Origin of the sequence: Pseudomonas sp. MEJ108 (assembly GCF_030208985.1) — a bacterium.
Taxonomy (GTDB): Bacteria; Pseudomonadota; Gammaproteobacteria; order Pseudomonadales; family Pseudomonadaceae; genus Aquipseudomonas; species Aquipseudomonas fragariae.
The window spans coordinates 14,479-36,296 of the sequence record NZ_JARVSW010000005.1 but is presented as its reverse complement, the minus strand read 5'-3'; the positions used below and the strand labels follow the sequence as shown (position 1 = coordinate 36,296).

Annotated in this window: 22 protein-coding genes; 9 read left to right on the top strand and 13 right to left on the bottom strand. The window is 58.7% G+C overall.

The features are described from left to right. Window positions 1-34: 34 nt before the first annotated feature. From QRN50_RS03125 to QRN50_RS03110, 4 genes are read right to left on the bottom strand one after another with little or no spacing between them, the layout of a single operon-like run. Complete coding sequence (locus QRN50_RS03125) at window positions 35-937, bottom strand: pyridoxal-phosphate dependent enzyme (protein WP_096127253.1); 903 nt, start codon at window positions 935-937, stop codon at window positions 35-37. Continuing rightward, on the bottom strand, window positions 934-2,136 hold the full coding sequence (locus QRN50_RS03120; RefSeq protein ID WP_110393100.1) for an MFS transporter: 1,203 nt from the start codon (window positions 2,134-2,136) through the stop codon (window positions 934-936). Before QRN50_RS03120 ends, QRN50_RS03125 begins: the two co-directional genes overlap by 4 nt. Further along, window positions 2,133-2,924: an alanyl-tRNA editing protein gene (locus QRN50_RS03115; protein ID WP_096127252.1), complete on the bottom strand. Its 792-nt coding sequence runs from the start codon at window positions 2,922-2,924 to the stop codon at window positions 2,133-2,135. The genes QRN50_RS03120 and QRN50_RS03115 overlap by 4 nt, the downstream gene beginning before the upstream one ends. After that, on the bottom strand, window positions 2,921-3,634 hold the full coding sequence (locus QRN50_RS03110) for a serine O-acetyltransferase (RefSeq protein WP_057457729.1): 714 nt from the start codon (window positions 3,632-3,634) through the stop codon (window positions 2,921-2,923). The genes QRN50_RS03115 and QRN50_RS03110 overlap by 4 nt, the downstream gene beginning before the upstream one ends. Before the next feature lie 169 nt (window positions 3,635-3,803). On the opposite strand from QRN50_RS03110, the gene QRN50_RS03105 reads away from it, so the two are divergent. Continuing rightward, entirely contained in the window at window positions 3,804-5,144 is a 1,341-nt protein-coding gene (locus QRN50_RS03105) for an aminotransferase-like domain-containing protein (protein WP_096127251.1), read from the top strand. A gap of 92 nt (window positions 5,145-5,236) precedes the next feature. Here QRN50_RS03105 and QRN50_RS03100 read toward each other — a convergent pair whose 3' ends face one another. Together QRN50_RS03100 and QRN50_RS03095 are read right to left on the bottom strand one after the other, a co-directional pair. After that, window positions 5,237-6,247: a J domain-containing protein gene (locus QRN50_RS03100; protein WP_096127250.1), complete on the bottom strand. Its 1,011-nt coding sequence runs from the start codon at window positions 6,245-6,247 to the stop codon at window positions 5,237-5,239. A 122-nt stretch (window positions 6,248-6,369) separates the two neighbouring features. Beyond that, window positions 6,370-6,753: a RidA family protein gene (locus QRN50_RS03095; protein WP_011268968.1), complete on the bottom strand. Its 384-nt coding sequence runs from the start codon at window positions 6,751-6,753 to the stop codon at window positions 6,370-6,372. Between the two features lie 167 nt (window positions 6,754-6,920). Here QRN50_RS03095 and QRN50_RS03090 point away from each other — a divergent pair, with 167 nt between their 5' ends. Both QRN50_RS03090 and QRN50_RS03085 read left to right on the top strand, forming a co-directional pair. Further along, a complete protein-coding gene (locus QRN50_RS03090) occupies window positions 6,921-7,616 on the top strand; it encodes a tRNA (adenine(22)-N(1))-methyltransferase (protein WP_024639692.1) in 696 nt (231 codons plus the stop codon). A gap of 198 nt (window positions 7,617-7,814) precedes the next feature. Then, on the top strand, window positions 7,815-8,354 hold the full coding sequence (locus QRN50_RS03085) for a DsbA family protein (RefSeq protein ID WP_096127249.1): 540 nt from the start codon (window positions 7,815-7,817) through the stop codon (window positions 8,352-8,354). Between the two features lie 9 nt (window positions 8,355-8,363). Here the strand turns inward: QRN50_RS03085 and QRN50_RS03080 are convergent, their stop codons facing one another. Both QRN50_RS03080 and QRN50_RS03075 read right to left on the bottom strand, forming a co-directional pair. Then, window positions 8,364-9,335 carry an alpha/beta hydrolase gene (locus tag QRN50_RS03080; protein ID WP_058398964.1) on the bottom strand — a complete coding sequence of 324 codons (972 nt, stop codon included), beginning with the start codon at window positions 9,333-9,335 and terminating at the stop codon, window positions 8,364-8,366. A gap of 75 nt (window positions 9,336-9,410) precedes the next feature. Beyond that, on the bottom strand, window positions 9,411-10,337 hold the full coding sequence (locus tag QRN50_RS03075; RefSeq protein WP_096127248.1) for a Gfo/Idh/MocA family protein: 927 nt from the start codon (window positions 10,335-10,337) through the stop codon (window positions 9,411-9,413). A 275-nt stretch (window positions 10,338-10,612) separates the two neighbouring features. Between QRN50_RS03075 and pmcY the strand changes: the two genes are divergently transcribed. After that, window positions 10,613-11,032 (top strand): periplasmic Zn2+ metallochaperone PmcY, encoded by a 420-nt coding sequence (gene pmcY / locus QRN50_RS03070; RefSeq protein WP_003340868.1) that lies wholly within the window; start codon window positions 10,613-10,615, stop codon window positions 11,030-11,032. A 25-nt stretch (window positions 11,033-11,057) separates the two neighbouring features. After that, window positions 11,058-11,951, top strand: coding sequence for a cation diffusion facilitator family transporter (locus QRN50_RS03065; protein WP_096127247.1), 894 nt, complete (start codon window positions 11,058-11,060; stop codon window positions 11,949-11,951). Between the two features lie 6 nt (window positions 11,952-11,957). Here QRN50_RS03065 and QRN50_RS25685 read toward each other — a convergent pair whose 3' ends face one another. Further along, window positions 11,958-12,677: a DUF6515 family protein gene (locus QRN50_RS25685; protein ID WP_177411222.1), complete on the bottom strand. Its 720-nt coding sequence runs from the start codon at window positions 12,675-12,677 to the stop codon at window positions 11,958-11,960. Between QRN50_RS25685 and QRN50_RS25680 the strand changes: the two genes are divergently transcribed. Both QRN50_RS25680 and QRN50_RS03055 read left to right on the top strand, forming a co-directional pair. Continuing rightward, the gene (locus tag QRN50_RS25680; protein WP_419183351.1) at window positions 12,621-13,169 is read left to right on the top strand and encodes a hypothetical protein; all 549 of its coding nucleotides are present in this window, start codon (window positions 12,621-12,623) and stop codon (window positions 13,167-13,169) included. The two genes, QRN50_RS25685 and QRN50_RS25680, sit on opposite strands and share 57 nt — an antisense overlap. Window positions 13,170-13,517: 348 nt before the next feature. After that, window positions 13,518-13,997 carry an Lrp/AsnC family transcriptional regulator gene (locus tag QRN50_RS03055; RefSeq protein ID WP_002555305.1) on the top strand — a complete coding sequence of 160 codons (480 nt, stop codon included), beginning with the start codon at window positions 13,518-13,520 and terminating at the stop codon, window positions 13,995-13,997. Window positions 13,998-14,010: 13 nt separating this feature from the next. Here QRN50_RS03055 and QRN50_RS03050 read toward each other — a convergent pair whose 3' ends face one another. The 4 genes from QRN50_RS03050 to QRN50_RS03035 all read right to left on the bottom strand — a co-directional run bounded on the left by QRN50_RS03050 (window position 14,011) and on the right by QRN50_RS03035 (window position 20,005). Beyond that, window positions 14,011-14,643: a pseudouridine synthase gene (locus QRN50_RS03050; protein ID WP_003399826.1), complete on the bottom strand. Its 633-nt coding sequence runs from the start codon at window positions 14,641-14,643 to the stop codon at window positions 14,011-14,013. A gap of 79 nt (window positions 14,644-14,722) precedes the next feature. Next, window positions 14,723-16,186: an AMP nucleosidase gene (amn, locus tag QRN50_RS03045; protein WP_003399822.1), complete on the bottom strand. Its 1,464-nt coding sequence runs from the start codon at window positions 16,184-16,186 to the stop codon at window positions 14,723-14,725. Between the two features lie 52 nt (window positions 16,187-16,238). Beyond that, window positions 16,239-17,888: an acyl-CoA dehydrogenase family protein gene (locus tag QRN50_RS03040; RefSeq protein ID WP_058399322.1), complete on the bottom strand. Its 1,650-nt coding sequence runs from the start codon at window positions 17,886-17,888 to the stop codon at window positions 16,239-16,241. A gap of 122 nt (window positions 17,889-18,010) precedes the next feature. After that, window positions 18,011-20,005 carry a sensor histidine kinase gene (locus QRN50_RS03035; protein ID WP_060409430.1) on the bottom strand — a complete coding sequence of 665 codons (1,995 nt, stop codon included), beginning with the start codon at window positions 20,003-20,005 and terminating at the stop codon, window positions 18,011-18,013. A gap of 366 nt (window positions 20,006-20,371) precedes the next feature. Between QRN50_RS03035 and QRN50_RS03030 the strand changes: the two genes are divergently transcribed. Together QRN50_RS03030 and thiE are read left to right on the top strand one after the other, a co-directional pair. Further along, window positions 20,372-21,169 carry a hydroxymethylpyrimidine/phosphomethylpyrimidine kinase gene (locus QRN50_RS03030; protein WP_003399814.1) on the top strand — a complete coding sequence of 266 codons (798 nt, stop codon included), beginning with the start codon at window positions 20,372-20,374 and terminating at the stop codon, window positions 21,167-21,169. Window positions 21,170-21,192: 23 nt separating this feature from the next. Continuing rightward, window positions 21,193-21,810 (top strand): thiamine phosphate synthase, encoded by a 618-nt coding sequence (gene thiE, locus QRN50_RS03025; protein WP_003368782.1) that lies wholly within the window; start codon window positions 21,193-21,195, stop codon window positions 21,808-21,810. Window positions 21,811-21,818 lie beyond the last annotated feature (8 nt).

Here is a 21,818-nt window from a genome sequence, read left to right as displayed (position 1 = left end):
CCCTAGACGATTTTCTAGCCTTACATAAACGTCACTAAGCTGCACTTAATGCCACTGACCTTTGTAAATCCTGATACCAGAGCCCGTTGTCATAAGCGATTGTCACCAACGTGGTCTCTGCGTATTCCGGAAGGCTGGCAAGACGCTGAGCGACTGACAGACATGCCGCTGCGGTATTACCGACAAAAGTGCCGCTTTGAATATAGAACCCGCGTTGCGCCGCCAGCATCTCGCCATGCTCGACTTGATAGCAGCTGTTTACCAAGGACCAGTCCAGAAAGGGTGGGCAGACGCCAACCGCCATCCCTTCAAAACGATGGTCTGAAAAAACACCATTCTTGGAGTCGCAACCCGAGGGGTCGACCAAGACAGTAGATACATCGAAACCATTGTCCTTCAAGCCCAAGGTAATACCGGTAAAGCTCGCCCCCGTCCCTGCGCAGCCTATAAACAGCAGCTTTTTGTCGGCCTTAGCCTCTTCTAATTGGCAGGCAAGCTCGAATGCGGTCTGGTAGCGATATGCCTCGATCCCAATCTGGTTATTAAACTGATCAGTATAGTAGTAAGACTTGCCCATTTCGACCTGAAACTCTAAATGATGGGCAACGACATCCCTCGGCGATGCGCCTGCGTTCAACATATCCTTGCCAATCAATTTGGCACCAAAGCACTCCAACAAATCTCTTTTGGTCTGACTGAAACCGAGGCCAACTGCTAGCTCAACCGGAATACCATACGCGTGGCAGGCAGATAACAGACCAAAACCAAAATTGCCACCCGTCTTTTCAATTACAGTAGTTATACCGGGAATAATTCTCCCATTGCGTAGCGCATTTTTTACAATTAAATTAGCTGCGCGATATTTGTGACTACCTCCTGGATTATTCATTTCCAGCTTGGTTAAAACTCGATCATGAGTTCTGATAAGTACACTCACTTAATGCCTCCCTCCATAGCGTGGCCCGCTTTTGGTTTTTGGTCCAACAGCGCGACAATTACAGCTAACAACACGATACACAGCCCAATACAAATAGCGTTGGTACCAGACCAGCCTACCGTGCTGAGCAACAGCGAAGGAGTAAACGCACCGATCGTTGCGAAAATAGCGATAGCCAGATCGTTTTTTCCCTGCATGCGCAAGGCTTGCGAGCTGTTCTGAAGAGCTTGAGCCAGAAGTGCTCCGCCTCCCACGTAGGTTAGATTCCAGCCTGAGCCAAGGATGATCAGAGCGAAGACCATGGCGCCGTAAGAGCTTGATCCCATGTTTATGGCTGAGCAGCCGGCCAGCATGAGGACGCCCAAGCAGAGGGTGGTTTTGATCCCTAGTTTCTGGATAATTGCCCCCGTAAAAAAAGACGGAGCAAACATCGCTATCACATGCCACTGGATCGCCAAGCGCACATCCGAGAAATCCTCGTGCATGTGCTTCATGTGCATTGAAGCCTGAATCATCAGCACGTTCATGATTGCGTAGCCTATTGCGGCAACAGACATAGCGATCAACATCGTCGACGTCATCACTTGCGGCGGCTTGGTCTCTGGGCTTCCTCTGGAAACTAATGGCATCACCGGATCGTCAGGCAGGCAAACGGTGACCAGAAAAGATAGTACAGCCAGACCGATGAACGAGGCGTAGCACAATGAAAATAGAGAGTAGCCGCCCAAGTCCCTGAGCACCTCAGTCAGTGTCGGTCCCACCACGGCGGCGATAACCCCACCGGCTACAACCAGAGAGATGGCTTTGGGCTTTAACTTTTGATCAAGGTTGTCGGTTGCAGCAAATCGGTTGAAGTTGGCAAAAGCGATATAAACCCCGAGTGCCGAATGGCTAAACATCAGCATCGGAAAATGCTGGTGCTCGACTGCCCAGAAGCCACTCAAGCCGGATGCCACCAGAGGTATGGCGCCAAACATGAAGGCTTTTTTCCGACCGATCCGGCTCATCAGCCTGGAAGCGGGATATGTGGCCAGCATCAGGAACAGGAACTGTAAACCATACGGCACCGTTGAAAAACGGGCTTCAGGTGCCAGTGCGGAGCCGACAATAGCGGCCATGGTCACGGACATTACAGCGGTGGTCAGGTTAATGGATTGCGCGATGAAATACAGATAGGTGCGTCGCGGAAGCGTACTCATCGTAGGGCGCGCTCATGATAGGGGGACAAATCAATTTCAGCGTTGGGAAAGTCACAGATCAGTCGTTCTTTACCTTTACCCAACCTTTTTCGACGTACGTTCAGGCGGCCTATGGCACTAGGATTAACGAGATGAGTGCCACCGCAGGGAATCTCGATGCCTTGGTAACTCCACATGCGCGCATCCTCAACATCAAAGACCGTATAGCTCTTGATCACGTCGTCGTGGGCGATCAACTCATTTGCGAGTCGTTCTATTTCACTGATGTCATCGCTGCTAAAGGACTCTTCAACAAGAAAATCAAAGCGTGCCGAGTTTTCTTTAATGTGACAGCCGATGGTCCACTGCTTTAGTTCCTCGCTCAGGCTGGTGGCAGCGGCATACAGAAAATGGCTAGCGCTGTGAGATAGACTCAATCGTTCGCGACGCAAAATATCAATTCCAATCAGAGCAGCCATGCCTTCACTTATTGAGTCAAGGAGGTGAAGATCCTCAGGATGTATCATATGGAGGATAACTCCGCCTAACTTTCCGCCCTTGAAGCCTTCCAGGTGAATGGGGGTGCCGTAGAGCTTTTTTACCCAGACAAATCGCACGGTACCAATGGGTAATTCTATAGTACCGAAGTCAGCTTCCTGCCCACCTCCCTCGGGGTAGGCAACCGTACAATCAAGCTCAATAGCGTCTGGGTACAACCGCGTCACTTTGGTATTTGTAGACCCCAAGTACCGATCCTTGTAATACAGTTTTTCCGTGTTACGCAACACATCGTGAGTCGTGGCGATCATTGCTCAATTACCACCTGCAGTGATGTTTTCACTTGCACTCGAGCACCCGAGGGAACGTCTTGGGTGATGATACAGCGCGGTCCAATGAATGCATCGTCACCTATGTTCACCGGACCCAATACGCTTGAAAAAGCGCCTATCTGCACGCGACTGCCTACTTTAGGATGACGCGGTATCGAAGGATTACTGCTGATACCTCTGGCTCCCAGTGTTACACCTCCGAGAATATAACAGTCGTCGCCAATTATGGCGGTCTCGCCAATTACAGTACCGAACCCATGATCGATGATAAGTCGAGCACCTATGCTGCAGCGGAAATGGATTTCTGCGCCAGAGAGCATTTTTCCTCGCCTGGAAATGATGGCTGCCAGAGACTGTTCGTGGGAGTTACAGCTTCTTTTTGCATTTTGGTATACACAGTGGGCCAGGCGGTAATGCATTACCGCTGCGAAGGACGTGTAAGTCCTTGCAATGACCAAAGGATCGCCGCAAGAGGCAGGGTCCTTGCGCGCGAACATCAATAGATCCTCGTGCGACTGCTCGGTAACGTACTCAATGAGAAGGGTTTCTTTTAATTCATTGAACTCCTCTACAGAACAGCATTCCAGCAATGCTGCGATGACAAGGTTCTTGACCAGTTGAAACGACTCCTGACCACCTGCGACGGCGAGTCGGGAAGAAGGTACTGATCGTATGTCCATATTTGGCATTATCTCGATATCCAGTCTCTGATTTCAGGGGCTTCTGCGCAGCTGACGCCCTGCTGGCTCAAATGCCAGCAAGCGCATAATCGCACTCACCCACCCCACAAGCGCGCACAGTCGACAAGCTTTACAGTTAACTGTTAGGGTGTTTTTCCTATCAGTTTGCCGGGTGCTTATGAGCGTTGATGCCCTTTATGACTCGCTGAAACAGCGCCTTGAATCAGGCGAGTGGCTGGCTGGACAACGTATGCCGTCGATAAGGAAGCTGGCCTTGACTGCCGAAGCGAGCTACCACGATGCCGTCTCGGCCTATGCTCGCCTGGTGAGTGAAGGTGTGCTGTCGGCTTCTCCCGGACGCGGTTACTTTGTGAGCAGTCATGTCACCCATGTGGATAACGTGCGGGAAATAGAGTGCATGAGCGCCGACCCACTGTTCAGGCTGCTACAGGCAGGGCCGCACTACACCAAGCTGGGATGTGGCTGGCTGCCACCGGCATGGCGAGATACCGAATTGCTGGCCAAGGCCATTCGACGCACGGCGCGGCTGGAGCAAAGTTCGCTGGCCGAATACGGCGACATTTCCGGCTATCTCCCGATGCGTAAACAGCTTTGCGTTCACCTGAAGCGTCTCACCCGTATCGACATCAGACCCAGTCAGATCCTCACCACCCTGGGAGCAACGCAGGGCCTGGATCTGGTTGCCCGCCTATTGATCAAGCCCGGTGACCATGTATTCGTGGACGAGTCGGGCAATGGCAACCTGATCAGGTTGATTCAGTTGGCGGGCGGACATGTTGTGGGTATAAAGCGGACTCAGGACGGGACGGACATTGCCGAGATGGAGAGTTATCTGGCGAAGCACACGGTCAAAGCGTTCTTCTGCAATAGCACCTTCCACAATCCGACCGGCAGCAACATCAGCCCACACAATGCTTTCAAGGTTCTGCGTCTTGCTGTAGAGCACGAGTTCTTTGTGGTCGAAGATGATGTCTATGGTGACTTCAGCCCCACTGTCCGCCAGACGTTTGCCGAACTGGATAATCTGGATCGTGTGATCTACATCGGCAGTTTTTCCAAATGCCTTTCTGCTTCGCTGCGCGTGGGTTATATCGCCTGCTCGCAAGAGCTCATCGAGCCGCTGACACGCTTGAAACTCCTGACATGCGTTGCCGTTCCAGCGTTCTGCGAGCGGTTCGTCAACACCATTCTTGCGGACGGTACTTATGCCCGGCACATGCAGGATGTTCAACAGAGGCTTATCAGCCAGCAGGTCCAGACTCAACGCGCCCTGCGAGCAAGAGGCTGGCAATTCGATATAGCACCGCAGGGCGGCATGTTCATCTGGGCCTATCACTCGGACATCCCTAACCTGGAGCCCTTCATAAAGAAACTTGAACAACACAAGATCCTGCTGATGCCGGGCTCGGCGTTCTCGGTGTCGCGCGACTACCAGCGTTTTGCGCGAATAAACTGCACGCATTTTTCCGAGGCAATAGAAGAACGCTTTTCAGTGTGATCAACGAAGAGCAGCGTTTAGTTATCGGGGCTACTTGCGCGTGGAGCCCACTGCTCAATAACACTGCCGCCAGCATGCCTCACGCCGAAAACTCAGGTCTTGAACTCGTTACCGTTCTCATCAATAAGGCCATTGTCGTATTTCTTGCGCAATTCAGGATCGGACAAAATCCTGAACGCGTTTGAAATTACTTTGAAACGCTCATTCGCCTCCGCCGCGTTGCCCATGTTTTTATCAGGGTGGTACTTCAACGCGGCCTTCTTGTAAGCCTTTTTGACTGCGGAGAGGTCCGCCGTCATGTCCGAGAGGCCCAAGTGCTCGTACAACTGTTTCACGGGTGGTTTGGCGGGGGCGGAATCGTCCACCTTCGCGGACGCGCCAGTGGGGGGTGTTTTGGGGGGCCGCTCTGTTGACGGCCGCTGAGCGCCCGCATCGGGCTGTGCTTTCGGCGGTGGCGGCGCGCTATTGGCTTGGGGGCGAGTGCGTGGAGGCGTTTGTGGGCGTGCTTGCTGTTGAGTACTTTCAGGTCTCCAGGATGGGCCCGGTGTGGGTCGTCGCACGCGATCGGTGTTCTGCTGACGAATCTCGTTGATCACCTGGTCAGCGATGTCATTCATCAGTTTGTTGAGCTTCAAGTTGCTGGAGAAGAACGCATAGTTCGCCTCACTGTTGTGCTTGCCATGCTCAGGTTCGGGTTTGACCATCGCCTCGGCCAGCGTCTTGCCCAGAGAGAACAGCAGGTTGCCCTTGCTATCATTGATGCCCAAAAAGCTCATCACGTTGCGCATCGACTGGTCGCGCTCCCAGACAACGCTGGCCACGTCGAAGGCAGCTCGCGCCAGATTGAATCGGCCTCCCCCTTCGTGCGTCTCGACATTAGTCACCGGTTCCTTGCCGAGCAATGCGTCGAGGATCACCTCGAGGCCTTTCTGCTGGCGCTCGTTGAGCCGGCCTTTCTGCTCCAGCAATGAGCTGTTGACCTGCAACGCCACTTTGCCAGCGATATGGCTGACGACGTTCATCGCGCGGTCTATCGTTGGCTTTGTCGAATCGCTGAGCGCCACTCGCGCCAACGAAGATGCAAGGTTGGTGAGGTTGATCATCTGCTTCTCCGGAAACTCATACCGCCTTGGTGGCAAGCAACGAGATCCGGTTCCACGGGATGTGCAACTCTGCACAGGTGCAGAGCACTGACGCGAGCATCAGCCAGGTTGGCGAATAATGGTCAGCCCGCCCTGGCCGCCATCGCCGTCACTTCCACCCGCATCCCTTCAACCGCCAACGCCGCCACGCCCACCGCTGCGCGCACGGGCCACGGTTTTTTGAAGAAGCGTTTGTACACTTCGTTGAAGGCTGCGCGATCGGCCATGTCGGTGAGGTAGATGGTCAGGTGCATGACCCGGTCCATCGAGCTGCCGGCGCGTTCGAGGGCGTCTTTCAGGGCTCGCAGGGTGCACTCGCTCTGCTCGGTGATGCCGCCCAGTTCCAGGCTGCCGTCGGGGTGGGTGGGGATTTGGGTGCTGACCAGCACGCCGTTGAAGTCGGCGACGTCCGAGGAGATGGACTCCGGGTCGGGATCGGGGGTGAAGGTGATGTCTGCGTTTGCCATGGGTTCTCTGCTTTGCAAAGGATGGAAAACGCCAAGCCTACGCGAGCGAAAGATGGGGGTCGAGCCGTGGGCTTTGGCGCGGAAAGTTGAAATGCGCCGCGTTGCTCTACAGAATCGCGCCCGGACCCGGCCATGCTGTCGGGCGTTTGGGGTGAAAGGGGTTGCCGTTGAACGAACAGAGATTGTCCATGCGCCTTGAGCGTGTGGCGACGCATGTGCCAGCCGGTGCACGACTGGCCGATATCGGCTCGGATCACGGCTATCTGCCGGTGGCGCTGCTGAACCGTGGCGTCATTGCGGCAGCGGTGGCTGGCGAGGTGGCGTTGACGCCGTTCTGTGCAGCCGAGCGCACCGTGCGCGAGAACGATCTGCAGGATCAGGTCAGCGTGCGCCTGGCCGATGGTCTGGCGGCGATCAAAGCGGAAGACGCGATCACGGCGATCAGTCTCTGCGGCATGGGCGGCGAGACGATTCGCGACATCCTTGAAGCGGGCAAGGCGCGCCTGAGCGGTCAGGAACGCTTGATCCTGCAACCCAACGGCGGCGAGCAACCGTTGCGTGTCTGGCTGATGGAGCATGACTACCGCATCGTCAGCGAAGAAGTGCTGCGGGAAAATCGTTTCGACTACGAAATCATCGTCGCCGAACGCACAGGCCCCGTTAAGTACACGGCTGAGGAGCTGTATTTCGGTCCGCTGCAGATGCAGGCGCGCAGCCCGGCGTTTCTGCTCAAGTGGCAGCGTTTGCTGGGCAAGAAACACAAGACGCTGCACAACTTCGAACGCGCCCAGCAAGCCGTGAACGAAGAGAAGCTGCAGGACGTTGCGCAACAGGTCCGCTGGATTACCGCGTTGCTGGCGTGAAAATCGAACTCATGCCCGAACCGGCTCTCCAACCCGCATGATCCGCAGTTCAGGCGTCAACGCTGCAATGTGTGACGCGGATCGTCACCAACGGCATTCCCACGCGGAGCGTGAGGAACGAGAGGTGTCCGGGAAAACACTTCTGGTGCCTATGCCCGGCGCGTCTTCTACACAATCATCGACGGGAGTAAAACGACCATGCATTCAGACGCACTTTCCTGGGGCCGCGGGCCTCGTCTGTTCGAAGTCTTCCTTGAGCCGACCTGCCCTTTTTCGGTCAAGGCCTTCTTCAAACTTGATGAGCTGCTGGCTCAGGCAGGAGAAGACAGGGTCACGGTCAAAATCCGCCTGCAATCGCAGCCCTGGCACATGTTTTCGGGTGTCATCGTGCGCTGCATTCTGGCGGCTGCGACCCTTGAAGGCGGTAAGCAAAACGCCAAGGCGGTCATGACGGCGGTTGCGTCGCACCGTGAAGAATTCGAGTTCGAACACCATGCCAGCGGCCCGAACATGGACGCGACGCCCAACGACATCATCGCGCGTATCGAGCGTTACAGCGGCCTGGCGCTGGCGGAGGCATTCGCCAATCCCGAGCTTGAGCAGGCTGTGAAATGGCACGCCAAATACGCTCGCCAGAACGGCATACACGTCTCGCCGACCTTCATGATCGACGGTCTTGTGCAGCCGGGCTTGAGCAGTGGCGACCCGGTATCGAAGTGGGTCGCGGAGATAGGTTGAGGGGCGGGCTCAACCCAGCGCATCGATCCGCTCATTGATCCACTCGCGGCTGCGCGCCAGCGCCTTGCGCGCCAACGTGGTCGGGAAGTGGATGAAGCCGTGCGGCGACTCGGGCATGAGGTGCATTTCGACCTCTGCCGAGTTGGCCCAGCGCTCGGCCATTTGCAGTGTGTCATCCAGCAGCGGGTCAATCTCTCCGACGAACATCAGTGCGGGCGGAAGGCCGGTCAAATCGCCATACAGTGGTGACAATGGCGGTTCACGGCGTTTATCGTCGCTTCGATCAGGGGTGAGCGCGCGCATGGCGCCGACCATGCCCGGACCGTCCAGCACCAGTGTCTCGGGCCCTGCGGTACGCACGCTCATGGTACCCGTCAGGTCGTAGACGCCGTAGTACAGCACCGTACCCACTATCCGCTCGAGCAGATCAGGTCGGTTTTTCAATTTCAGGAGGGTGGCTGCCGCAAGATGCCCGCCAGCGGATTCGCCGACCACGATAACCGGCAGGCCGGCAAACTCTTCGCAGTCTTTGCCCAACAGCCAGCAGGCGGCAGAAAAACAGTCCTCCATCAGGCCCTCAATGGGGGTTGTCACAGCGAGTCGATAATCAACCGAAACAATGGCCACGTCGCAGGCATTGACCATGGCGACGTTGAGATCATCGTTCATCTGCGCATTGCCGATCACCCATCCGCCGCCGTGGATGTCGAACACCACGCCCCGGGGTTTGCCTTTGGGGCGGATGATGCGCACGGGCACCGGTACGTTATCCGAGCTGACCGTTCTTTTCTCGATGCGCAGGTCATGCCCTCCCGGTTTCAGGGCGCTGCCGATCTGAGCTGCGCGCAACAGCGCCTGAATCAGCCGGGGCGTGACGCGATTGCGAATCTGGAAACGCGGCATCCGCGCGAGGGTTTTATTGAACCGTCGTACTTCTACCAACTCCTGCTCACTGCAAGGCCAAGGCTGTTTTGTGTCCAATTTCTGCTCTCTTGTCAGGCTGACGTATGCGGGGGCGCGTAATTCGGTTTGCCCCCACCTGTAGCTGAGAGGCTTTTAGTCGTAGAACGGTTCAACGGATGCCCGACTGCCCACGAAAAAACTGTCCGCGACCAGCCGCAACGGTTGCAGGTCCAGGTCACTGGCTTTATCGCCGATCAGCTGTTGGAAGTGTCGATACACCGCTGCGTACTCGCCCTCCTCCGAAACAGCCTGGCGCACGCCATCGATACTCAACAGCGCACCGCCGTTGTCCAGGCGCAACGTGCCTTCGGCGCAGCGAATCTCGATGCTCCAGAGTTCGTCGTGACCATGATCGAAATCGAACTCGGCGCGAATATCGAGATGGCGCGTGTCGGACATCTTGATGGACGCGGCGATAGGCGACTGGCAATTGCTCGGCACGCGCAGTTCGGCAGACTCGACGAACAATGGCAGTGGCAGCAGGTGGGTCACGATCGACAGGGCATTGATGCCGGGATCGAACACGCCCAGGCCACCGGGCTGCCAGATCCACGCCTGACCGGGGTGCCATTTGCGCACGTCTTCTTTCCAGTCGATCTGCACGCTCTGCAGGGTGCGGCTGGACAACCACTCACGCGCCGCTTCGATACCCTGCGCGTAACGCGAATGCCAGGCGAACAGACCGCTGACGCCCTGCTCTTGCACCTGGGCCACCAACGCCATCGCCTCACCCAGGGTCGCGCACGGCGGCTTCTCGACCAGCACGTGTTTGCCGGCCGCCAACGCCTCTTGCACCAGGGCAAAGCGACCTTGCGGGGGCGTACAGAACGCAATCGCGTCAACCTGCAGCCCGCTCGCAAGCAGTTCGCCCAGGGATTTGAAATTCTCTACCCCGGCGCACGGCTGGCCTTGCGTGGCCACGGCCACCAGCTCAAACGCAGGGTTGGCGTGGATCGCAGGGACGTGTTGATCCTGCGCAATCTTGCCGTAGCCCACCAGACCGAGACGAATCGGTTGCATACATGACTCCTGGGTTTTTGTAATTATCGTGCGACACAGTAAACCAGATGTTAATCGTGGTCGGTAAGAGGCATTGGCGATGGAGCTGTTTTCCTGGCCGATCTCACATTCGATAATTTTCAGCGCCCGCTCAGGGCCCTGCGATTCTGCAGTTCAGAATGCTCCGCATCCCATTGGGTTTAACTTCACGAGCGCAGAACCACGCCATCACTCAATAGTCTTAGCCTTGCAGTCATTGCCTTGTATAGTTGCCGTCTTCATCTCAGGAGCTTTCCATGCGCATTCCTTCTCGCTTGATCGGTGGCGTTCTGGTCGCCACGTTGCTGACTCAGATTTCCGCCTGCGGCAGTATTTTCTATCCTGATCGTCGTGGTCAGATCGATGGCAAGGTTGACCCGGCCATTGCGGCGCTGGATGCTTTTGCGCTGCTGTTCTATATCGTTCCGGGCGTGATTGCGTTTGCGGTGGACTTCGCCACTGGCGCGATCTATTACGGGCCCGGCGAGCACGCGCAGATCGATCCGCAGAAGCTGCAAAAAGCGCTCAAGGCTGACGGCAGCGTCGATAACACCAAGCTGCAAGCCATCATTGAAACCGAGCTGGGCCGTTCCCTGCCGTTGAACGATCCACGCCTGATCCAGCACAAAGGCAGTGTGGAACAACTGGCAGCACTGGGCCTGGTCCCTGCCGCCTGATATCGATCCCGTTCAAGGAAGCGTCATGAGCACCACTGCCGAACATTCCCGACTGCTGCGTCTGGCGACACGGGCCTCGCTGGCGGTTGCCACGACGCTGATCCTGGCCAAGGGCGTTGCCTGGTGGCTGAGCGGCTCGGTGAGCCTGCTGGCCGGCCTCACCGACTCGCTGCTCGATGGCGCAGCCTCGTTCCTCAACCTGCTGGCGGTGCACTACGCACTCAGGCCTGCCGATGACGATCATCGCTATGGTCACGGCAAGGCGGAAGCGCTGTCGGGCATGGCGCAGGCGTTGTTCATCACCGTCAGTGGTGTGCTGATTGCCGTTCAGGCGGTCGAGCGCATTCAGAACCCGGAACCGCTGGGCGCGCCGCTGCTGGGCATGGTCGTGATGGTGATTTCCATCGCGCTGACGATCGCACTGCTCACCCTGCAATACCGGGTGATCAAGGCGACCGGCTCGGCAGCGATCCGCGCTGATTCGCTGCACTACCGTTCAGACCTGCTGCTTAACGCCAGCATCCTGGTGGCGCTGACGCTGGCGTATTTCGGCTGGCAGCGGCTGGACGCGTATTTTGGTCTGGGCATCGCGCTGTATATTTTGTGGAGCGCCTTTCAGATCGCCCGCGAAACCATATCGGTGCTCATGGATGCGGAGTTGCCCGCCGATGTCAGCACTCAAATGCTGGCATTGGCATGCGAAGTGCCGGGCGTGCTTGGTGCGCATGATCTGCGTACACGAATCTCCGGCAATCACTGGTTTGTGCAGTTGCACCTGGAGCTGCCGGGCAGCCTGACGCTGTCGGTCGCCCACGCCATTTGTGATCAGGTGGCTGACGCCATTCACAAGCAATTCCCGAAGGCCGAGGTGCTGGTACACGCCGACCCTCAGGAAGTCGTCAAACAGGCCAGTGCCTGACCGATATCAGTTGACGGTGTAGCCCCGCCCCGCCAGGCACGCGCCCATTGAGCGACGATACAGATCGACCACGTCAGGCGGTGGCTGGCTGGTGACATTGGCCGGGTCGAAACCGCTTTGCTCCGCAGCCCAGCGGTAGCACTGGTATTTATCCAGCTCGACCTGCTGCGGGCTCTGCCCGTTGGCAGGGTAGGCCACCGGATCGTAGCCATTGCTCTGTTGTTCGGCCGGCGGAGCCTGATACACGGCTTCGTTCTGCGGCGGATTGACCACCACGTAGTCCTGGCTGTCCGGCTGGTAGGCGTAATAGGTCCCGGCAGCCAGAAACAGCAGGCTGCTGCCGATCCATACTTCCTGAGAGTAGGACGGTAGTCTGCTGACACGCACGCCGTAGGGCGGTGTCACCACGACATAACGCGGGCCTTGCGGGCGATACCAGTAGCCACCCGAGTAGTAATAGTCCTGACCACGATAGGGAATACGCGAGTAGCCACCCGGTACGCGATCTATCGCATAGCCAGGCCGATATTGCGGACCAAGCCCCCAGCCATTGCCGTGCCCGTCGGGACGCCCTTCCCAACGGTCATTCGGGCGACCGTTGCCGGCCTGCCAGTTGCGGTTGTTGCCGCGTGGAATGTCCTGGTAATAGCCCTGCCGCGGCGGCTGGGTTTGCCAAGCCTCTTTCGGGCCGCTCTGGATCGGCAGGTTGTCCTGAGCCTGGCGCAACTGCTGACGCTGCTGGTTTTGCTGCTGCTGAATCTGGCGCTGCTGATCGCGCTGTTGCTGCTCGATCTGCTGTTGCTGCTGGCGTTCGATGTTGCGCTGCTGAAGCTGCTGTTGCTGGATCTGCTGCTGTTGCTGACGCTCGACCTGACGCTGCTGATTCTGCTGCTCCTGAATCTGACGTTGCTGATTGGTCTGCTGCTGGTTGATCTGCTGTTGCTGCTGACGCTCGACCTGGCGCAGCTGGTTTTGCTGCTGTTGGATCTGCCGCTGCTGGTTGTTCTGCTCTTGAGCACGCTGCTGTTGCTGCTGACGCTGCTGCGCGTTTTCACCAGGGCTGCCGTAAAGCGGATTGCGCGGTGGTTCATCACGTTCGTCGGCCAGCGCCTGAGCACCGATGCTCAGACACAACAGACTTACACCCGCAAACTGCCAGATGCCAGATTTCATGCTTTCCTCACTAGAGCGCGGGTTGACGTCATTAAGACTGTTTAAGCGTAGCGCCGTTCTGCGCACTTTATCAGCAGACAAAGAAAAGGGGACCAAATGGCCCCCTTGAGATACTTCGTCCTGGCGCAGCGCTTTTGACGCTGGCTCACCTCATGCCGTCTTCTGGACAGTATGTAGCCCGGGGGCCTGACACACCCTGTCGGGTGGGAGGCCGCGACTGGCCTGATTCGGCGGGTCGCGCTGGACGCTGTGTCCGGGCAGTGATTCTGTTTAAAAGAATAGGCCTGAGGCTAAGGCAGAAGATTGCTAATATTGCGGATTAAAACATTACTTGCGCAATTTTTGACTTCAGATGAATAATCCAGCGCAATTGAATTGATAATGGGGTGCATCGTGAGCAAGCTCGACAGATACGACCTGAGCATTTTGGCTGAATTGCAACGGGACGCACGCATATCCAACCAGGAATTGGCCGAACGCATTGGTCTGTCGCCGTCACCCTGCTCGCGCCGGGTCAAGCAACTGGAAGACGACGGTTATATCGTGCGCCAGGTTGCCCTGCTGGATCGCAAGAAACTGGGTTTGAACCTGACCGCCTACGTGCTGATCGGTATGGACCGGCACACACCCGAGCGCTTTGAGAACTTCGAGCAGCAGATCCGCAATCTGCCTCAGGTTCTGGAATGCAGCCTGGTGACCGGCATGGACGCGGACTATCAACTGAAAGTGGTGGTGCCGGACATGGATCACTATCAGAAACTGCTGTTGGGCCATCTGACCCGCATCGAAGGCGTGACCAGCGTCAAATCGAGCTTTGTGCTCAATCAAGTGCTGGCCAGCACCGAAATGCCGCTGACTCACCTGCGCAACTGAGCCAGCACCGGCATTACAGTTTTGCGGCGACTTCCCTGTACTGGCCCTGATCCAGGCCCTCCAGCGTCCAGTCGCCAATCCTGACCCGCACCAGCCGCAGGGTCGGCAAGCCGACGGCAGCGGTCATGCGCCGCACCTGCCGATTACGCCCTTCCTTGATCACCAGCTCCAGCCAGCTTGTCGGCACGCTCTTGCGAAAGCGCACGGGCGGGTTGCGCGGCCAGAGTTGCGGTTCATCAAGCTGCCGCGCTTCGGCGGGCAAGGTCGGCCCGTCGTTGAGCTGGACACCGTCGCGCAGCTGCTGCAACTGCTCATCGCTCGGCTCGCCTTCGACCTGCACCCAGTAGGTCTTGGCCAGCTTGTGTTTCGGATCGGCAATGCGCGCCTGCAACTGACCGTCGTTGGTCAGTAACAGCAAACCTTCGCTGTCGCGGTCCAGACGCCCGGCCGGATAGATGCCGGGGATCTTGATGAAGTCCTTGAGCGTCGCCCGCCCTTCCTCATCGCTGAACTGGGTCAGCACGTCGAAAGGCTTGTTGAACAGGATCAGCCTGGGCTCGGCCGGTGGTGCTTTGGCGACACGCCGGGCAGCACCTGCCGGTTTGGAGGCAGGACGGCGGGAAACGGGGCGTTGGGTGCGGGACATGAGAATTCGGCAATCGGCAAACAGAAAGGGCCACTTTAGTGGCCCTTCGTGCAAATACCAATCTATTAACGGCAAGCCATCAACGGAATGGCGGCTCGTCGAAGCTGCGCAGTTTGCGTGAGTGCAGCGAGTTCAGCTCGGTGCGCAGCAGGTCCAGCGCAGCGATGCCGATCTTCAAGTGCTGGCTCACCGCACGTTCGTAGAACGCATTCGCCGAACCCGGCAGCTTGATTTCGCTGTGCAACGGCTTGTCGGATACGCACAGCAAGGTGCCGTAAGGCACACGCAGGCGATAACCCTGAGCGGCGATGGTGCCGCTTTCCATGTCGACCGCCACTGCGCGCGACAGGTTGATCAGCGGACGTTCCTGCGCCCAGCGCAGTTCCCAGTTACGGTCGTCATAGGTCAACACCGTGCCGGTGCGCAGGCGCTTCTTGAGCTCTTCGCCGCGTTCGCCGGTAATCTGCGCAGCCGACTCCTGCAGGGCCAGCTGCACTTCGGCCAGGGCCGGAATCGGGATATGCGGCGGCAGCACACGGTCGAGAATCCCGTCGCGACGCATGTAGGCGTGGGCCAGCACGTAATCGCCGATGGTCTGCGACTGACGCAGGCCACCGCAGTGACCGATCATCAGCCAGCAATGCGGACGCAGTACAGCGAGGTGATCGGTGATGTTCTTGGCATTGGACGGGCCGACACCGATGTTGACCAGCGTCACGCCATGACCGTCTTCGGCGATCAGGTGGTAGGCCGGCATCTGATAGCGGTGCCAGACCACGCTGGCGACGATGGCCTGGGCTTCGTCCTGGCCCATGCTCTTGTCGACTACCACGTTACCCGGCAGGACCATGCGCACGAAACGCGGGTCTTCGCGAAGCTTTTCCAGGCCGTGCAGAATGAACTGGTCGACATAGCGGTGATAGTTGGTCAGCAGAATCCACGGCTGTACGTGGCGCCAGTCGCTGCCGGTGTAATGCACCAGACGGCGCAGCGAGAAATCCACCCGCGCAGCGTCGAACAGCGCCAGTGGCAGCGGGTCGACGTTGGCCCAGTCATACAGGCCGTCGGCAATGCCATCGGTGGCGGCCGACAGGTCGGTGCTCGGGAACACCCGTGCCAGCGCCGCAGCGGTGACGCCCGTGCCGGCCAGCTCATCGCCCTGCTCGACCACGTAAGGATAAGGAATGCTCTGCTCGCTCATGCCGACTTCGACCGTCACGGTGAAATCGTTCATCAGCGGAACGAGCTGTTCGAGCAGGTACTTTTTGAAGGCTTTGGGCTGCGTGACGGTAACGCTGTAGGTGCCCGGCAGCTGCACCTTGGCGTAGGCACGGGTGGTCACCGGTACTTCGCCCTGGCATTTGTAGATCAGGCGCAGTTCCGGGTAGCTGAATTGCGCGCGCTCTTCGGCGGTGGGTTCGACGCGGTCTTTCAGGTAGCGCTTGAGCGCCTGACTCAACGCACTGGTAGCGCGTTCATGCAGCTCGGCGAGCCGTTCTACAGCCTGCTCGGCGGTGTCGACAACAACAAAGGCTTGGGTCACGATTCATGTCCTGTCTGATCTTGCAGACGTGCATCGTAACGGGTTCGCGTGCTCATGCCACCTGCGGCGAGGACCTTTGCAGCAATGTTTCTACGTCAACGCCCGTGGGCAATGCGCCATACACCCGCCCGCCGGACGCTATCCGACCGGCAATGAAGCCGTCACTGACCGCCGCGTTACCCGCTTCCAGCAGCAGCTTGCCCTGCAAGGCGATGGCGATGTCTTCGGTCAACTGGCGGGCGCGATACTGAATGTCGCCGGTGTCCTGAAACGCGGCCTTGAGCGTGCCGATGTGCGCCGCCAGATGCCGGTCGCCATGCCCGTCGCCCAGCTCGTCGAACAGCGCATCGAGTGCGCCGGGCTCCTTGGACAGGGTTCGCAGCACGTCCAGGCATTGCACGTTGCCGGAGCCTTCCCATGTCGAGTTGACCGGCGCTTCGCGGTACAAGCGGGGCAGAATGCTGTCCTCGACATAACCGGCGCCGCCCAGGCACTCGGCGGCTTCGTTGATCATGGCCGGGGCGCGCTTGCAGATCCAGTATTTGCCCACTGCGGTGACCAGGCGCACAAAACGCTTTTCGTGATCATCATCCAGGTGGTCAAGCGCGCGCCCCATCCGCAGGGTCAGGGCCAGCGCGGCCTCGCTTTCCAGTGCCAGGTCAGCCAGCACGTTCTGCATCAACGGCTGCTCGGCGAGCAACCGGCCACTGACCGCACGGTGCGCGCAATGATGAGTCGCCTGAGTCAGCGCCTGACGCATCAGGGCACTGGAGCCGATCATGCAGTCGAAACGGGTCATGGCGACCATTTCGATGATGGTCGGCACGCCGCGCCCTTCTTCGCCGATCATCCACGCCAGCGCGCCGCGAAACTCAACCTCGCTGGAGGCGTTGGACCAGTTGCCGAGCTTGTTTTTCAGGCGCTGAATGTAGAACTCGTTACGCGTGTCGTCCGGCCGGTGGCGTGGCAGCAGAAAACAGCTGAGACCCTTGTCGGTCTGCGCCAGGGTCAGGAAGGCATCGCACATGGGTGCCGAGCAAAACCATTTATGCCCGACCAGTTCGTAGGCCTGGCCGGGGCCGCCTGCCCCCACCGAAAACGCACGCGTGGTATTGGCACGCACGTCGGTGCCGCCCTGCTTCTCGGTCATGGCCATGCCGATGGTCGCGCCACTCTTGTGCGCAATGCCCACGTTGCGCGGATCGTACTCAGTCGACAGCACCTTGGGCAGCCAGATTTCAGCCAGATCCGGCTGCAGCCTGAGCGCAGGCACGCTGGCAAAGGTCATGGTCAGCGGGCAGCCGCTGCCGGGCTCAGCCTGGGTGTGCAGATAGCTCATGGCCGCACGCGCCACGTGAGCACCGGGCTGCGGCTCGGTCCACGGCAACGACGGGATGCCATGCGCGATGGCCGTGCTCATCAACTGGTGATACGCCGGGTGGAATTCGACCAGGTCGATGCGATGCCCGTAGCGGTCATGGCTGGCAAACTCGGGCCTGTGCTGGTTGGCTAGGAAGCCCGCCGCCATCAGCGGACCTCCTGCCAGCGCACCATAGGCGTCGATACGCGGCTGCGCCCAGCCTGCACCGAATCGGCTGCTCCACTCCTGAAGCGGCACGTCGATACGGTAAAGGTTTGCCCCGTCCAGCGGCGGCGGTTGATTGGTGACTTCGTGGGTTTCGGCGAATTGATTCAGGTTCATGAGTCATCTCCTGCCTGCATACACACGCAATATGCACACAGTGAATCACGCACCCGGCCCTCGCAAAAGTACCGCAGCCGCCTAACGGTCGGCGCTTTAAGCTGATGGCGCTATAAGGCCGCTTATATGCCCCATTGAGCCTTGAGTTCAGGCGCCCTGCGCACTGCGCCCGGTACGACCATCAGCATCGGGACACTCAGCGTAAAACAGCTGCCTTTGCCGGGTTCGGAACGATGACTCAGCTCGCCGCCCTGCAACTCGATCAGTTTCCGGCAGATCGCCAGACCGATGCCCAGCCCACCGTACTCACGGGTCATGGAGCCGTCGACCTGAAAGAAATGCTGATACAGCCCGGCTTCGTCAAGGCAGCTCAAACCGATACCGCTGTCCATCACTTCGACCCGCAGGTACAGGCGCTCCAGGTCTTGCGGATGACCACTGAAACGCACCTGCACTGCGCCTTTTCGGGTGAATTTGATCGCGTTGTCCACCAGGCACTCGATGCACTGGTAGAGCTTGCCCGCGTCGCCACGAAGGCTCGGCGGCAGTTTATCGTCCAGATCGAGCGTCAATATCAGGCCCTTGGACTGAGCCGCACCGCTGAAGCGTTCACGCAGCCTGTCGGCCAGATCCTTGGGCGAAAACGCCTCGCAGTCGGCATACAGCACCCCGGCCTGCAGCTCGGTGAGGGTCAGGATGCCGTTGATCATGCTCATCATGTCGCGTGCCGAACTGGCGGCGGTTTGCTGATACATCTCGACTTCGTCGTCCATGTCGAGCGTCTGCATGACTTCCAGCGACCCGATCACGCCGTTCATCGGCGTGCGCAGCTCATGGGTGAGCGTGGCCAGGAACTCATCCTTCAGCCGGTTGCTATTGGCCAGTTGCTGGTTGAGACGCTCCAGATCCTGACCGGCAGCCAGCAAGGTTTGCGCCTGCTGCCTGCGGGCGTGGTTGATACGGTCGGCCAACGCCATCGACAGGAACGCCATTTCCAGCACCGTGCCGATGTGCGAGGCGTACATGGTCAGGAAGGTATTAGGCAGATAGCCAAGCAGCATCAAGCCGAAGATCAGTCCGCTGACCATGAACACCGACCAGGCGAGCACAAAATAGCGCCCGACCCGCTCGCCTTTGATGACCGCAACGATACCCGCCAGGTAGATCGTCAGGGCGCCTGCCATGACCAGTTGAGCGGCGCCGCGCAAGGCTGGCCCGTAGCTGAGGAACAAGGCCATACCCATGACCAGAACGGCAGCGCCGATGACCGCCAGCAACAGCCGGTCCAGCCAGCGGCTCAGTTGTGCCGTGCCCAGGAAGCTGCGCGAAAACTGGCACGCAAATAACGTCGCCAGCGATATCAGGAAGGGGGTCGACGCATTCGCCCACCACGGGCTGTCAGGCCACAGGTATTCGATCGCAACGCCGTTGATCGACATCTGGTAAAGCCCGAACGAGGCGACGTACAGCAGGTAATACAGGTAATCCACCTCACGAACGCTGAGGTAGATGAACAGGTTGTAGACCAGCATGCCCAGCAGCACGCCGTAGATCAGACCGAAGACGTAAATCTTGGTGGGCTGCGCATCCATATAGGCATGGGTGGACCAGAGGTAGAGCGGTGCCTGAACAGCGCCTTCGCTGCGAATACGCATGTACAGGGTTCGCGTCTGGCCAGGCGGCAGGTCCAGCTGGAAGAGGTAGTTGTTCTGGGCGAACTGACGGCTGGAGAACGGCAGCATATCGCCGGTATGCCAGGCGCGAGTGGGCTGCCCGTCGGCATCCGGGCCGTAGAAGTCAATGTGGTCCATCGGCGGATAGGCCAGTTCCAGCAGCCAGTCGTTATGGATGCTGGCATCTGTGGGGCGATAGGTCAGCTCGACCTTCAGCCAGAAGGCAGAACGCGAATAGCCGGCGTTGAAGGTTCCGGCAGACACGGGCTTAAAGGCACTGGCATGAGCGGCAGCGCTGACGCTTTCGATGGTCGCCTCGCCGGTGGGGTCCTCGAATACCTGAATGGCACGGCCCAGCGGCAGAAAACGAGTGTTTTCATCAAACTCGACTGCATGACTCTGCAACGGCAGCCAAAGAGCCAGAATGATCAACAGATAGCGCATTGAAGCCCCAAGGTAGGTCGTCGCGTTCAATCCATCCATTGATTACGACGTCCCGCAAATTTCTATCCTTGAAACAGGCTAATGATTCAAACACACCATTGAACGTGCACATGTACCGGCAGACATCAGTAAAAGCCCGAACCGTCACTCGTCAGCCTTGCCACTCAAGCATAGCCGCTAATAGCTGAAAGACAGTATCGCGATCAAAATCAAGGCAATAGCTCTATATCGGTGACTGCAGAGCAAACATGAGTACTTTTTAAGGTTTTGTCGAGCCTGCCGTCGTCGCCGACTGACCTCGATCCGCAAGAAAAAACCGGCCCCCCCGAGCGGCCCGCGAAAGGTTTAGTGATAAGCTCGCGCACCATGAATATCTATAGCTCCCGCCCCGTAGTCCTTTGCCTGTCCGGCCACGACCCTAGTGGCGGTGCCGGTATGCAGGCCGATATAGAAGCCCTGCTCGCCCAAGGCTGCCATGCCGCTCCGGTCGTTACCGCGCTTACGGTGCAAGACACCGTCAATGTCAGTGATTTCCGCGTGCTGGATCGCGAATGGGTGATGGCGCAAGCCAATGCAGTCCTCAACGATTCGAGCGTAGCAGCTGTCAAGCTGGGCATGCTCGGCTCACTGGAAATGGTCGATACGGTCGTCGATCTGCTTCTGGCTCACCCGCACTTGCCCATGGTCTGTGATCCGGTGTTACGCGCTGGCGGCGGCGGCAGACTGGGCAAGGACGAGGTCGGCTACGCCATGCGCGAACGCCTGTTGCCACTGTCGACCATCGCCACGCCGAACCTTCCGGAAGCCCGCATTCTTGCCGAGCTGCCCGAAGGTACTGCGGATGAGTGCGCTGACAAACTACTGCCGTTTTGTGAATATCTGTTGATCACTGGCGGTCATGGTGATGAACAGCAAATCCATAACCGCCTGTACCTGCGCGGCGGCCAGACCCACACCTTCGTCTGCGAGCGTCTGCCCGGTAGCTATCACGGTTCCGGCTGCACCCTGGCCAGCGCACTGGCCGGGCGGATCGCCCAGGGGCAGGAGCTGGTCAGCGCGGTGAAGTCGGCACTCGACTACACCTGGCGAACGCTGAGGGATGCCGAACAGTTGGGCCGGGGGCAATTCGTGCCACGTCGGCTGCCGCTGGATTTTTGCTCGTAACACATCGCCATGAGGGTCGATTCATGAAACTGCGTGGCCTGTATGCCATCACCGACAGCCAGTTGCTGTCCGGAAAATTTCTGTCGTACGTCGAAGCGGCACTGGACGGCGGCGTGACGCTGCTGCAATACCGCGACAAGAACAGTGACGAGTCCCGCCGTCTGCGCGAAGCGACCGAACTGCTCAAGCTCTGCGAACGCTACAAGACCCGGCTGATCATCAACGATGACGCTGAACTGGCTGCGCGGCTGGGGGTGGGCGTGCACCTGGGGCAGTCCGACGGCTCGCTGCCCGATGCCCGCGCCCTGCTCGGGCACAAGGCGATTGTCGGGGCTACTTGTCATGGCCGCGTGGAACTGGCCGAGCAAGCCAAGGCTGACGGCGCGACGTACGTGGCATTTGGCAGGTTCTTCAACTCCCTGACCAAACCCGGCGCCCCGGCCGTGCCGCTGGACCTGATCGCTCAGGTGCGTGCCCGGGTCCACCTGCCGATTGCGGTGATTGGCGGCATTACCCTGGAGAACGCACCGCAACTGGTCGAACACGGGGCCGACCTGCTCGCCGTGGTGCACGGCCTGTTCGGCGCTGAAAATACTCAGGAAGTGACGCGCCGGGCGAAAGCTTTCACGGCGCTGCTGTAGAGCCCAAT

What these genes read in the sequence shown, in the direction of transcription:
- pmcY (WP_003340868.1), top strand. Translation starts at nt 10,613, where the DNA reads ATGCGCATTCCTTCTCGCTTGATCGGTGGCGTTCTGGTCGCCACGTTG.
- QRN50_RS03095 (WP_011268968.1), bottom strand. Translation starts at nt 6,753, where the DNA reads ATGGCAAACGCAGACATCACCTTCACCCCCGATCCCGACCCGGAGTCC.
- thiE (WP_003368782.1), top strand. Translation starts at nt 21,193, where the DNA reads ATGAAACTGCGTGGCCTGTATGCCATCACCGACAGCCAGTTGCTGTCC.
- QRN50_RS03110 (WP_057457729.1), bottom strand. Translation starts at nt 3,634, where the DNA reads ATGCCAAATATGGACATACGATCAGTACCTTCTTCCCGACTCGCCGTC.
- QRN50_RS03040 (WP_058399322.1), bottom strand. Translation starts at nt 17,888, where the DNA reads ATGAACCTGAATCAATTCGCCGAAACCCACGAAGTCACCAATCAACCG.
- QRN50_RS03075 (WP_096127248.1), bottom strand. Translation starts at nt 10,337, where the DNA reads ATGCAACCGATTCGTCTCGGTCTGGTGGGCTACGGCAAGATTGCGCAG.
- QRN50_RS03050 (WP_003399826.1), bottom strand. Translation starts at nt 14,643, where the DNA reads ATGTCCCGCACCCAACGCCCCGTTTCCCGCCGTCCTGCCTCCAAACCG.
- QRN50_RS03065 (WP_096127247.1), top strand. Translation starts at nt 11,058, where the DNA reads ATGAGCACCACTGCCGAACATTCCCGACTGCTGCGTCTGGCGACACGG.
- QRN50_RS03120 (WP_110393100.1), bottom strand. Translation starts at nt 2,136, where the DNA reads ATGAGTACGCTTCCGCGACGCACCTATCTGTATTTCATCGCGCAATCC.
- QRN50_RS03100 (WP_096127250.1), bottom strand. Translation starts at nt 6,247, where the DNA reads ATGATCAACCTCACCAACCTTGCATCTTCGTTGGCGCGAGTGGCGCTC.
- QRN50_RS03030 (WP_003399814.1), top strand. Translation starts at nt 20,372, where the DNA reads ATGAATATCTATAGCTCCCGCCCCGTAGTCCTTTGCCTGTCCGGCCAC.
- QRN50_RS03105 (WP_096127251.1), top strand. Translation starts at nt 3,804, where the DNA reads ATGAGCGTTGATGCCCTTTATGACTCGCTGAAACAGCGCCTTGAATCA.
- QRN50_RS03035 (WP_060409430.1), bottom strand. Translation starts at nt 20,005, where the DNA reads ATGCGCTATCTGTTGATCATTCTGGCTCTTTGGCTGCCGTTGCAGAGT.
- QRN50_RS03085 (WP_096127249.1), top strand. Translation starts at nt 7,815, where the DNA reads ATGCATTCAGACGCACTTTCCTGGGGCCGCGGGCCTCGTCTGTTCGAA.
- QRN50_RS03115 (WP_096127252.1), bottom strand. Translation starts at nt 2,924, where the DNA reads ATGATCGCCACGACTCACGATGTGTTGCGTAACACGGAAAAACTGTAT.